At 31.4% G+C, this 12,747-nt stretch carries 11 protein-coding genes; 8 read left to right on the forward strand and 3 right to left on the reverse strand.

Annotated elements, in window-relative coordinates:
* Positions 1-15 precede the first annotated feature (15 nt).
* The gene (locus QMG30_RS17570; RefSeq protein WP_309298654.1) at positions 16-2,220 is read left to right on the forward strand and encodes a multicopper oxidase family protein; all 2,205 of its coding nucleotides are present in this window, start codon (positions 16-18) and stop codon (positions 2,218-2,220) included.
* A 398-nt stretch (positions 2,221-2,618) separates the two neighbouring features.
* Entirely contained in the window at positions 2,619-2,819 is a 201-nt protein-coding gene (locus tag QMG30_RS17575) for a cold-shock protein (RefSeq protein ID WP_281817611.1), read from the forward strand.
* A 174-nt stretch (positions 2,820-2,993) separates the two neighbouring features.
* On the opposite strand, the gene QMG30_RS17580 is transcribed toward QMG30_RS17575, so the two are convergent.
* The 3 genes from QMG30_RS17580 to QMG30_RS17590 are packed head-to-tail and all read right to left on the reverse strand — an operon-like array spanning position 2,994 to position 5,568.
* A complete protein-coding gene (locus tag QMG30_RS17580; protein WP_281817613.1) occupies positions 2,994-3,776 on the reverse strand; it encodes an ABC transporter permease in 783 nt (260 codons plus the stop codon).
* Positions 3,777-3,790: 14 nt separating this feature from the next.
* The gene (locus QMG30_RS17585) at positions 3,791-4,594 is read right to left on the reverse strand and encodes an ABC transporter permease (protein ID WP_281817614.1); all 804 of its coding nucleotides are present in this window, start codon (positions 4,592-4,594) and stop codon (positions 3,791-3,793) included.
* A complete protein-coding gene (locus QMG30_RS17590) occupies positions 4,591-5,568 on the reverse strand; it encodes an ABC transporter ATP-binding protein (protein WP_281817616.1) in 978 nt (325 codons plus the stop codon). The genes QMG30_RS17585 and QMG30_RS17590 overlap by 4 nt, the downstream gene beginning before the upstream one ends.
* Before the next feature lie 292 nt (positions 5,569-5,860).
* Between QMG30_RS17590 and QMG30_RS17595 the strand changes: the two genes are divergently transcribed.
* The 6 genes from QMG30_RS17595 (at position 5,861) to QMG30_RS17620 (ending at position 12,746) form a co-directional block, all read left to right on the forward strand.
* Positions 5,861-6,355: a GAF domain-containing protein gene (locus QMG30_RS17595; protein WP_281817617.1), complete on the forward strand. Its 495-nt coding sequence runs from the start codon at positions 5,861-5,863 to the stop codon at positions 6,353-6,355.
* Positions 6,356-6,393: 38 nt separating this feature from the next.
* Positions 6,394-9,321 (forward strand): insulinase family protein, encoded by a 2,928-nt coding sequence (locus tag QMG30_RS17600; protein ID WP_281817619.1) that lies wholly within the window; start codon positions 6,394-6,396, stop codon positions 9,319-9,321.
* 88 nt (positions 9,322-9,409) lie between these two features.
* The gene (gene era / locus QMG30_RS17605) at positions 9,410-10,315 is read left to right on the forward strand and encodes a GTPase Era (protein ID WP_281817622.1); all 906 of its coding nucleotides are present in this window, start codon (positions 9,410-9,412) and stop codon (positions 10,313-10,315) included.
* Between the two features lie 214 nt (positions 10,316-10,529).
* Positions 10,530-10,688, forward strand: coding sequence for a YqzL family protein (locus QMG30_RS17610; RefSeq protein WP_281817625.1), 159 nt, complete (start codon positions 10,530-10,532; stop codon positions 10,686-10,688).
* 230 nt (positions 10,689-10,918) lie between these two features.
* A complete protein-coding gene (locus QMG30_RS17615) occupies positions 10,919-11,932 on the forward strand; it encodes a LacI family DNA-binding transcriptional regulator (RefSeq protein WP_281817628.1) in 1,014 nt (337 codons plus the stop codon).
* A gap of 160 nt (positions 11,933-12,092) precedes the next feature.
* Entirely contained in the window at positions 12,093-12,746 is a 654-nt protein-coding gene (locus tag QMG30_RS17620) for a bifunctional 4-hydroxy-2-oxoglutarate aldolase/2-dehydro-3-deoxy-phosphogluconate aldolase (RefSeq protein WP_281817630.1), read from the forward strand.
* Position 12,747: the final 1 nt, after the last annotated feature.

The raw sequence follows: 12,747 nt of genomic DNA on the forward strand, positions 1-12,747 counted from the left end.
AAAGGAGGATTAAAAATGACCCAACCTTTAGATCCTAAAACAATTCCAAAATATGTTAATGAACTAGTTATTCCCCCTGTTTTTAAACCTATCGTTGCTACAGATCCATCTAATGATAAAATTTTGAGCCATAACTACACCATATTTGAAACCACATTAAAACAACAAATTCTTCCAAAGTGTTTTCCTAAAACACTTGTATTCGGATATGAAGGCATTATTGAAGATGGTTCGTGTTTCAGTAGTACGCCAGGACCCACTTTTGAAGCTATTAGGGGTGTGCCTGTGAATGTACAGTGGGTAAATAATCTTACTGAACCTCATTTTCTTCCAGTGGACCCGACGCTACACTGGGCAAATCCCAATAATATGCCCACACCAGAACCACCTTTTCTACCATTTCCACCAGGATATCCACTGGCACAAAGCCCTATCCCGGTAACAACTCACCTACACGGTGGAGAGGTTAGATCGGATTCAGATGGAGGTCCTGATTCGTGGTTTACAGCAGGAGAGCAGCAGACAGGTCCTGATTTCCTTAAATCTCGTTATACATACCCAAATAAACAACAACCTACTACTCTATGGTATCATTCCCATGCACTGGGCATCACAAGACTTAATGTTGTTGCAGGACTTGCAGGATTCTACTTGTTAAGAGATCCTAATAATCCTATAGAACCATTACTACCAAGTGGGCCATTTGAAGTGCCTATTGTTATTCAAGATCGTTCATTTAATAAGGATGGTTCATTATTATTCCCTAATGTCGGTGTTAATTATGAAGTTCACCCTTATTGGGTTAATGATTTTCTTGGAAATACCATTATGGTGAATGGTAAGGTATGGCCGAATTTTGATGTTAAAAGAAGACAATATCGTTTTAGGGTCCTTAATGGATCCAACTCACGATTCTATAACCTGAAATTATCAAATGGTCAATCTTTTATTCAAATTGGTTCTGATGGTGGATTTTTACCTTTCCCTGTTACATTAACAGAGGTTCTTATTGCACCAGCAGAGCGTGTGGATATTTTAGTTGATTTTTCAATGGTATGCCCTGGAACTAAAATTATTGTAACCAATGATGCTATTGCGCCTTTCCCAGGAGGTGATCCACCAGATCCAGATACGACTGGGCAAATCATGCAGTTTACTGTACTTAATACACCATCTGTACCAGCAATGCCTCTTCCACCAATATTAAATGAAATTCCTACGTTGGTTCCCGATGTTCCAAAAAAAATCTTAACTCTAAATGTTGTATTGAATGATAAAGGTCCTCTTGAATTACTATTGGATGGACAAAAATGGGCTTCTCCTATTTCAGAACTACCAATAGTGGGCTCAACCGTGGAATGGGAAATCCCTAACTTGACACGAGCTACACATCCTATCCACATACACCTTATTCAGTTCCAAATAGTTAATCGTCAACTCTTTGATTCTGATAAATATCTAGAAGATTGGTTAAGTATTAATGGGGAACCTCCACTTCAACATCCAACCATACCATTACCTGTTGAACCATATCTTATAGGTGGTATCATTGAGCCAGATTTGAATGAGCAGGGATGGAAGGATACTATACGGATGAATCCAAATGAAATCACTAGGATTAGACTTCGTTTTACACCACAAGATATTCCATCAGAGGATTCTAAACCAGGTGTAAACCTATTTCCATTTGATCCTACTTTTGGTCCTGGATATGTATGGCATTGTCATATTATAGATCATGAAGATAATGAAATGATGCGACCAATGAAAGTTGTATCATGTCCTATTATTGAAAGTAATCCACAAACTTGTTGTCAGGTTGTTGTCGAGGGGAATACTCAGTTGGTACCACCTGCATTAAATAACATGCCTATTTGTCAAAGTAAGACGGTCTTCGCAGAAATAGAAAAAGTTTGTCCTGAAAAAGTTGTTATTAGTGGTTTCCTTCGCAAAAAGCTCTGTTATACTGCAATATCTGATTGCGGTATGAAAGGAGAAAATATAATTACTGACGATCTTCCTTTCCAATGCATTATTGATAGAGAAGATGCTAATGAGAATGACTCTTTCATGGTCACAGGTTCAACTGTTTTATGTGAAGTATTTGCCAAAACTCAGAATTTTGGGACACATCCTGTAACGAATGACCAAGTAGCTTATAAGTTTGTTGAAAAAGATATAGTTAAGATATGTATTAGAAAAAGTTGTTTGAATAAATAATTTTTGTTAGATAAGTAAAGATGATGGGACTGAGGGAAAATAAAAGTCCCTTTTTTTATGCTATATATACCAAATTTTTGATAGTAATTCAACATTGGAGAAATTGAGAGCTATTTACATAAATATAAGAATAGATGTAATACAATTATTGAATCTTTAGATGAAAATGATAGAGAATTCATTCCAGAATATACAAGAAAACAACTATATGAGATATCTTGTGTTACTGATTGTTTGTATTTGGAAGGTTATAAAGATTACGTTAAACTATTAGATAATTTAGGTGTAATTTAAATTATTAAAAACAAAAACATAACTAAATAATTTATAAGTTGACATTTTTCATACTTTGTGCTAGTGTGAAACTGTAATTTTATATATTTAGGAGGATTAAAAAAATGAATCAAGGTACAGTAAAATGGTTTGATGCGAAAAAAGGTTTTGGTTTTATTTCAGTTGAAGATGGTGACGATATATTTGTACATTTCTCAGCTATCAAAGACGAGGGTTTTAAAAGCTTAGAAGAGGGTGACACTGTTCAATTTGAAGTTGTTAATGGTGGAAAAGGACCTCAAGCAGCTAATGTAAGTAAATTATAATTATATATATTATAGATTGACGTAAACTGGCTGTTAATAATTCGTAAAGGTGAAGGTTATCTTAGAAATAGGATAACCTTTTTTATAATTCAGGGAAAGTCTAAATATATTAAACAGATACTTAGGCTTTCAATTATTATTTAATGCATTTCTAGTAAAGATAAATATATAAAATCATGAGCCTGTGGACTTATAGTGTTTAACCCCTATGTTCCATACTATTAGACAAGGTACAATAAATAAAATTCCAACTATAGGTGAAATCATATATAGTAGGTTGTTTGATGTATTTTTATCTAGTAAATACATAAGCGGGTAATAATTAACACATCCAAAAGGAATTATATATGTGAAGAAATTTTTAACCCACTTTTTATAAATCCCTAAAGGATATTGCCCCATTTCTCTTCCTCCATCTGTGAGTACGTTAGCAATTTCCAACCCTTGAATAGTCCAAAAGCATAAGGTAGCTGTAAGTATGAATATTCCTGAGAAAATAAAAATACCACTTATGATCATTAATAGGAATACAATTAGTTTTAAGGGACACCATCTAATAGAGACATTAAAAAGTGCCCATATCATAACTATGATACCTTGTAAGAGACGACCTATCCTGGTAAATTCAAATTTCGACCCTAACACTTGGATAATAGTTCCACGAGGTCTTACAAGAATTCTATCAAAATTCCCCGTTCTTATAAGGGCAGAAAAGTTATCAAACCCTCTGACAAAACATTCACTTATAGAAAAAACTATGTGGATAATAGAAAAACACAGCATGACTTCATAGAAACTCCATCCACTTATATTATCAAATCTCTGGAACATAAAATATATTCCAGCAAATAAAGAAAAAGGAACAAAAAATTGACCTAAGCATAACAATATAAAAGAAGTCCTATATTGTAGCTGAGACTTCAATAATATTTTTAAGTATTTTAAGAATAGTTTCATAGCAACCTCCAATCTTAACCACCTTGTACAATCACTTTTTTTAATACTTTTTTCATGCAGAATCGTCCTAGTATCACAAGCACTCCTAACCATAGTATTTGAGTTAGTATACCAACTATAGCTTCGTTCTGAGGAATATGACCTGAATAAATACGGAAAGGCATATCACATGTTACATGAAAAGGAAGTATATAAACAATACGCTTAATCCATTCAGGCATAAAAGGAATAGGAATAATTATTCCAGCAAGAAATTCTCCTAATACTCCAAATAAAAGCATTGAACCTGTCGGTGATAGAGTAACAAATACTGAAATATATATGAACATTGTTATAGAAACAACAACCAAAAGCCCTAATATAAGTGAAACACAAAACAATATGAATGTTAGGATATCAGGCGGCAATGACATCTTATAAGGTTCCGGAAGAATAAAAGCAATAAACAATATAGGGAAACTCCTAAGTAGTGCACCCGATAATCTGCCAGCAAGAAGTTTAGAAAACCATAATCCATATATTTTGATAGGTCGTACTAATTCATAAGCTATATTACCACTGGTAATCAGATCAAAGAGTTCAATATCTCTATACCAAAGCATTATGAAAACCAAAAAAGATTGTTCGAGCCAAATGTAGGTGACCGTTTGATTATAAGAAATAGGTTGACTGCTGGTATTGCTGTTGAAAAAAGCTTCAAATACCATTATGAAAATGAATCCGAAGAAAAATTGAGTAGCTATACCTGCAATAGCCGCAATCCTATACTGCATACCATTTATCAAACGCAACTTGAAAACAGATAAATAACTTTTCATATGGCATACTCCTTATATAATTTTACGATTATTTCTTCTACTGGTTCTGATTCTACATTAACGTCAATAAGGTCAAATTTACTGGATAAAGACGATATGACTTGTGATACAGATATTTTTTTCGTGTCAACAGACAGTATATTACGTTCTGTTGATGATGATAGCACAGATACACCTGTTATATTAATTGGTATGTGAGATTCGCCATGTTTGACTGTGACTGTTTTATTACCAGAGTATTTTTTCCTTAGTTCTTCCAGATTACCATCATATAATATGGTACCTTTTCCTATTAATAGGATTCTATTGGCTAGAGCTTCTATGTCACTCATATCATGTGTGGTCAGAATAATGGTTACATCTTTTTCTTTATTTATCGTCTTGATGAATTTCCGTACTGCAATCTTGGAAATGGCATCAAGACCTATGGTAGGTTCATCCAAAAAAAGTATTTTGGGAGAATGTAGTAGGGATGCAGCTATTTCACATCTCATTCGTTGTCCTAGACTAAGCTGTCTCACTGGGGAATTGACGAAATTATCGAGTTGCAGTATTTCCGTAAGCATATGTAGATTATCATCATATTCTTTTGGAGGTATTTTATATATGTCTTTCAATAATTCAAAAGAATCTATAACCGGAACATCCCACCAAAGCTGAGAACGTTGCCCAAAAACTACACCGATGTTTTTGACATGCGTGACTCTTTCTTGCCATGGGACATGACCCATAATATTACATGTACCGGAATCAGGAACCAATATACCACTCATAATCTTTATGGAAGTAGATTTCCCAGCTCCATTAGGCCCTATATAACCAACTATTTCACCTGAGTCTATAGTAAAAGAAATATCTTTGATTGCATTTACTGTAGTGTACTCTCTGTGGAAAAGTGATTTTATGGAAGCTTTCACTCCAGCTGAACGTTTGGCGACTTTGAATGATTTACAAATATCATTTACTTCAATCATTGTTGAACCTCCTCGCTAATATTTAATTTTTACAGGGAAAAATAGTATACTGCTACTACATAATTATGTCAAGTTATCTTTGGTTAAATAAATATTACTAAAACATTACAAAATTGAAACATATAGCTATAATATATACTTTGTATATCTAGGATATAATTATTATTACAAAAAGGTATATTGATATAGCCTAAGTATATTAAGGAAAAGTTAGGAAAAAAGCTTGATATATACAGTTAGAAAGTATATATTATTAGTATTAAGGCAAAATTAAGTGAAAGGAATTAGTGAAATGTTTCAGATTAGTGATATTTCCTATAGTACTAAGAAAGATTTTTACGATGACGTTATCAGTTATGCAAAAGGACTTATGTACGAAGAAAAAGATAAAATTGCAAATTTAGCTAATATATCTGCATTATTATACAATATAATGGAAAAAATAAATTGGGTAGGTTTTTATCTATATAAGAATAGTGAGTTGGTGCTTGGACCTTTTCAAGGGAAACCTGCTTGCATAAGAATTAAGATGGGAACAGGAGTCTGTGGTACTGCAGCAAGTTCTAGAAAGATTCAAGTTGTATCTAATGTACATGAATACAAAGGACATATACCTTGTGATAGTGAAACTAACTCAGAAATAGTTATTCCTATTATTCTTAATGACACATTGTTAGGAGTACTTGATATAGATAGTCCTATGATTGATAGATTTGATTGTGAAGATAGTGAATACTTAAGTAAATTGATTAAGCTTATTACTGATCATTGTGATTGGAATGAATAATAAATTAAGTAAACATTACATTATAAGGAGATGTTAAAGTGGTTTTTGAACTAGAAAAGAATTACCATGGTTTCAAATTGATTGATGAACAAGATATTAAAGAAATCAATTCAGTCGGAAGATTATTTTATCATGAAAAAAGTGGCGCAAAACTCGTTTTTATTTCAAATGAAGATAACAATAAAGTATTTTCAGTGAATTTTAGGACTCCACCTGTAGATAATACAGGATTACCTCATATACTTGAACATTCGGTTTTATGTGGTTCTAGAAAATTTCCTTTGAAGGATCCCTTTGTAGAGTTGGTGAAAGGTTCACTTAACACATTTTTGAATGCAATGACTTTTTCCGATAAGACCATGTATCCAGTAGCAAGTCTTAATGATAAAGACTTTATTAATCTAATTGATGTATATATGGATGCAGTTTTTTATCCTAATATTTATGAAAGACCAGAAATATTAAGACAAGAAGGATGGCATTATGATTTAGCTAATCCAGAAGAAGATATCACTATTAAGGGTGTAGTCTATAATGAAATGAAGGGAGCTTTTTCGTCTCCAGAACAAGTGTTGTTCAGAAAGATTCAGCAATCCCTAATGCCAGACACACCATATGCATACGAATCTGGAGGAGATCCAGATTATATACCTAATCTAACTGAAGAAGGATTCTTGGATTTTCACAAAAAATATTATCATCCATCTAACAGTTATATTTATTTATATGGTGATAGCGATGTTGTTGAAATGTTACAATGGCTAGATGATAAATATTTAAGTGAGTTTGACTCAATAGAAATAGATTCTAAGATAAATAGACAGGAACCATTTGATGAATTTGCAGAGAAAGTTGAATATTATCCTATATCTTCTAATGAAAGTGAAAAAGGTAAAACTTATCTAAGTTACAATGTGGTAGTTGGTAGTGCTACTAATAAAATGGATTATAGATCTTTTGATATTCTTGAGCATGTTTTACTGGAAGCTCCTGGAGCACCTCTCAAAAAAGCTTTATTGGATGCAGGTATAGGTAAAGATGTATTTGGTTCATTTGACAACAGCTTATTACAGTCTAATTTCAGTATAATAGCTAAAAATTCAGACATGAGTAAGAAAGAAGAATTTGTTTCTGTTATAAAAAACACATTACAAGAAATAGTTGATAAAGGACTTGACAAAAGATCAGTAGAAGCAGCCATCAACTATTTTGAATTTAAGATAAGAGAAGCGGATTATGGACGATATCCAAAAGGTATCATATATGATATGATTTGTATGGATAGTTGGTTATATGATGAAGATCCTTTCATGCATTTGTCGTTTGATGAAACCTTCGAAAAATTAAAAGAAGGTTTGAAAACCGATTATTATGAAAAATTGATTGAAAACTGTTTAATTAATAATTCTCATGGTAGTGTGCTTATAGTAGAACCAAAAAAAGGAATTTTAGCAGAACGTGAAAAGCAAATAGAGATTGAATTACAAGAATACAAGAATTCCTTAACAAATGACCAAATCAATAAACTTATAAAAGATACCATTCATCTAGAAGAATATCAAAGTGAACCTGAAACAAAAGAGTCTTTATTAAAAATACCTTTATTGAGTTTGGATGACATTAGTAAAGAACCGGAAAGATTTGATTTGGTAGAAACAGAAATTGATAATATCAAAGCATTATTATTTCCTACATTTACTAATAATATAGCATATATTAAACTACTATTTGATACTAAACAAATACCAGTTGACCTAATTCCATATATTGGGTTGGTTTCAAAAGTATTAAGTAATATGGATACTGAAAATTACAATTACGGAGAACTCTCTAATGTAATTAATATTAATACTGGAGGTATCAATTTCTCTATTAATATATATGGACAGAATGATGAACCTGAAGTATTCTTGCCTAAATTTGAAGTTTATGGAAAATGTTTTAATGATAGGATACCACAGCTTTTTGAGCTTTTTAGCGAAATAATGTTCAAGACAGATTTTACAGACAAAGGTAGGTTGTTACAAGTAATATCCGAAGCAAAATCTCGTATTCAAATGTTATTGACTAGTAGTGGACATATAGCAGCTGCTACAAGAGCAGAAAGTTATTTTTCAAATATTGCATTATATAAAGAAAATACAAGTGGTATTTCATATTATCGTTTCTTAGATAAACTTGAAACCAATTTTGAAGAAATGGCAGAAGAGATTATAAGCAATCTTAAGAAAACTATAAAATATATATTCAAGCCACAAAATCTGATTATAAATATGACATCAGAAAAAGCTGCCTATGGAATATTTGCTGGTGAAGTTAAACATTTCATTAGTAAATTAGATGATGCTACGCTTGGATTAAAAAACGTAAAGTTTGATTTTAGTAAAAATAATGAAGGATTTCTTACATCAGATAAAATTCAATACGTTGCAAAAGCAGGTAATTTCATAACTAAAGGATATCATTATTCAGGTACACTAAAAGTTTTACAGACCATTACCAGCTTAGATTATTTATGGAACAATGTTAGAATTAAAGGTGGAGCTTATGGATGCATGAATGCATTTACAAGAAATGGTAATGTGTATTTCACTTCTTACAGAGATCCTAACCTGAAAGAAACACTAGAGACTTATGACAAAATTGATGGATTCATCTCAACGTTTGACACTGATGATAGAGAGATGACAAAATATATTATAGGTACTATAAGTAACCTTGATAGACCTTTGACACCAGCTCTAAAAGGAGATAAGGCTCTTGGATCTTATATAAGTAATATTTCTTATGAAGATGTATTAATTGAAAGAAAAGAAGTATTGAATACAACAAAAGAAGATATAAGGAAGACAGCTGATTTAGTAAAATCAGTTCTAAAACAGGATAATGTATGTGTATTAGGAAATGAAAATAAACTAGAAAAAAACAAAGAATTATTTAATGAATTAAGTCATTTATTTAATTGATGGGTTCAATTTAACTATAAAAATAGATATTACCATATGCTAACGGTCATTTTATGGCCGTTGTGTATGTTATACAGGAGGAAAATTATTGGAAAAATTTAAATCAGGATTTGTTACGATTATAGGTAGACCTAATGTAGGAAAATCTACATTGATGAATCAACTAATAGGGCAAAAGATTGCTATAATGTCAGACAAACCTCAAACTACAAGGAATAAAATACAAACTATCATTACAAATGAGAAAGGTCAAATTATTTTTATTGATACGCCTGGTATTCATAAGCCTAAACACAAGTTAGGTGAGTTCATGAATAAGACTGCGATTGATACTTTTAGACAAGTTGATATGGTATTGTGGCTGGTTGAACCTAATAAAAAAATAGGTAAAGGTGATGAATTCATAATTGAACAATTAGGTAAACTAAAAACACCTGTTATCTTAATTATCAATAAGATAGATAAAATTCCAAGAGATGAAGTATTAGAAGTCATAGCTACTTATAAAGATGCTTATAATTTTGCTGAAATTATTCCTGTGTCTGCATTGAAAGGTGACAATACTACGGATATACCTGATATAATATTTGAATATCTAGATGAAGGACCACAGTTTTTTGAAAGTGACATGATAACTGATCAACCAGAACGTCAAATTGTAGCAGAATTGATTAGAGAAAAAGCTCTGCATTTATTGCAACAAGAAATACCACATGGTATTGCAGTGGTAATAGATAGAATGAAAGATAGAGATAATAAAGATATTGTTGATATCGATGCTACAATAATATGTGAAAGAGATTCCCATAAAGGTATTATCATTGGTAAGCAAGGTACGATGCTTAAGAAAATAGGAACAAGAGCAAGGATAGATATAGAAAATCTTCTAGGTTCAAAAGTAAATCTGAAATTATGGGTGAAAATCAAAAAGAATTGGCGAGATAGTGATTTCTTATTAAAAAATTATGGATTCAATAAAAATGATATAAATTAAAACTTTTGGATTATAAAAAAATATAACTTTATAGGTCTAAAGTCCTAAAAACATAAAAATTAAAACCCCGTTTTTATGCTTGATTGAGTGGTGACATTTATTTGTCAAGGGTAAAAAATCACTTTATTCATGGGAATATTTGAGGAGTATATAAAATTATTAACAGGTAAACCTATGACTATAATAAAAAATATATTTTTAGGGGGTAATAAAAATGGTTAAGAATATATTATGGAATTTGTTTGAAAATACTGGAAGTATCGATGTTTATTTAATTTATAAACAGCATGAGTCCAGAGAAAGTACTTATGGGAAGCAAAAACTAACAAGAACATATGAAAACACAAAATGTGTCAATAGTAATATTGTGTGATTGCTATGATATTATGCTAGAAGATATATTATTACTATTATTTACTAAAGCAAAAGCTATTATTTGATTTTTATCTAATGAATAAAATTAATAATAGCTTTTTTATATTATTTACATATATCAAATTACAAGGTGGAAAGTTAGAGTCATAGAAAAATCATTAAAAAATAATAAAAGTACTTGCACACGTGTACATTATATGATAGAATACTTGTGAAAGGAAGATTGTAATGAGTGTTACTATTAAAGATATAGCCAAGTTAGCAGGTGTTTCACATGCTACAGTTTCAAGAGCACTGAATGATAGCTCATTAATAAGTGATAAGACAAAAGATAGGATTAAAAAAATTGCGAAAGATAATAATTATATTCCTAATTATAGTGCAAAGAGTTTAAAACTTGATAAGTCTTATAACATTGGAATATTTCTATCAGCTCTAGAAGGTACTAGCCCATCTTTCTTTTACAGCTCAATCAAGGGTGTCAATAGATTGATGAAAGAGAGAAATTATAACTTGGTGGTTAAGGCCATAGATGACCTTAATGGTGATTATAGTATGGTTAATAGTAAACATTATGATGGACTTTTAGTTTTTAGTCAAAAAAGAGAAGATGACAGATTTATTAAATATATAGGCGCACTCAATATTCCAGTTGTAATATTAAATAGAAAAATCAACATTAAAGGTACAGCTTGTGTTTATTCTGAAGATAGGGACGGCGCTTATAAAGCAGTCAAGTATTTAATAGAGCAAGGTCATAGTAGAATCGGATTAATCAAAGGTAAAGAAGATTTCTTGAACAGTAGCGAAAGATTAGAAGGATATAAGATGGCTATGAATGAAGCTGGTCTATTAATTAATACTAAATTAATCGCTAGTGGTAAATTTGATGTAATAAGTGGTTACAAAGGCATGAATAAAATATTGGATAACAATGAGAAATTACCTACAGCTATGTTTTGTTCCAATGACGAAATGGCATTTGGTGCCATAAAGGCTATAATTGAAAAAGGATTCAGTGTGCCAGAAGATATATCTGTAGTTGGTTTTGATGATATAGAGATGTGTAAGTACATCACACCAGAACTTACAACTGTTAGAAGAGAAATAGCAATGATTGCTTATAATGGTACGGAAATATTGTTTGATATGCTTGATAATAATAGTAATAAAGAATTTTCTCATACAAAAGTAGATTGTAAGTTGAAAATTAGACAGTCAGTGCACATATTAAACAATTAATTGATTATAATATTTTGCTAATCCTGCACACGTGTGCAAAGGCGACTTTATTATACGTATAAGAAATATTTTTGGCAAGAACTTAAATATACTATTGTGATCGTTAGTTCACGTCAAAATGATATTATAAAATTTTATCATCAGAGAGGAATGGATACATATGAAAAGAATGGAAACAATCAAGAAAATCGTTGATAGCGGTGTTGTTGCAGTTATTCGTGCTGAGTCAAAAGAAGACGGTATGAAAATAATTGAAGCTGTAAAAGCTGGTGGAATTAAGGCACTTGAAATTACAATGACAGTACCAGGTGCAGTTGATATTATAAAAGAACTAACAGATTTATATAAAGATGAGGATGTTATCATTGGAGCAGGAACAGTTCTTGACCCAGAAACTGCAAGAGCATGTATCTTAGCAGGAGCTGAATATATTGTTAGTTCAAGCTTTAATGCTGATACAGTTAAATTATGTAATCGTTACAGAGTACCAGTTATGCCTGGTGTAATGACACCTGCTGAAGCTTTAAAAGCTCTAGAATCTGGTGTGGAAATTTTAAAAGTATTCCCAGGAAATGCATTCGGACCTTCAATTATAAAAGCATTCAAAGGACCTATGCCACAAGGAAATTATATGCCTACAGGTGGAGTAAGTCTTGAAAATGTTCATGAATGGATTGAAGCTGGAGCAGTAGCTGTAGGAACAGGTAGTGTTCTTACTAAAGGTGCTAAAACAGGAAATTATGAGCTTGTTACAGAAACAGCTAAAAAATTCATTAATGAAGTTAAGGAATCAAGAAAAAAATTAAATAAATAAT

This window comes from Vallitalea longa (assembly GCF_027923465.1).
Classification (GTDB): domain Bacteria; phylum Bacillota; class Clostridia; order Lachnospirales; family Vallitaleaceae; genus Vallitalea; species Vallitalea longa.

Excerpts from the sequence above, each read along its gene's own strand:
- QMG30_RS17615 (WP_281817628.1), top strand. The coding sequence starts at position 10,919 with ATGAGTGTTACTATTAAAGATATAGCCAAGTTAGCAGGTGTTTCACAT.
- QMG30_RS17585 (WP_281817614.1), bottom strand. The coding sequence starts at position 4,594 with ATGAAAAGTTATTTATCTGTTTTCAAGTTGCGTTTGATAAATGGTATG.
- QMG30_RS17595 (WP_281817617.1), top strand. The coding sequence starts at position 5,861 with ATGTTTCAGATTAGTGATATTTCCTATAGTACTAAGAAAGATTTTTAC.
- QMG30_RS17620 (WP_281817630.1), top strand. The coding sequence starts at position 12,093 with ATGAAAAGAATGGAAACAATCAAGAAAATCGTTGATAGCGGTGTTGTT.
- QMG30_RS17590 (WP_281817616.1), bottom strand. The coding sequence starts at position 5,568 with ATGATTGAAGTAAATGATATTTGTAAATCATTCAAAGTCGCCAAACGT.
- QMG30_RS17570 (WP_309298654.1), top strand. The coding sequence starts at position 16 with ATGACCCAACCTTTAGATCCTAAAACAATTCCAAAATATGTTAATGAA.
- QMG30_RS17575 (WP_281817611.1), top strand. The coding sequence starts at position 2,619 with ATGAATCAAGGTACAGTAAAATGGTTTGATGCGAAAAAAGGTTTTGGT.
- QMG30_RS17580 (WP_281817613.1), bottom strand. The coding sequence starts at position 3,776 with ATGAAACTATTCTTAAAATACTTAAAAATATTATTGAAGTCTCAGCTA.
- QMG30_RS17610 (WP_281817625.1), top strand. The coding sequence starts at position 10,530 with ATGGTTAAGAATATATTATGGAATTTGTTTGAAAATACTGGAAGTATC.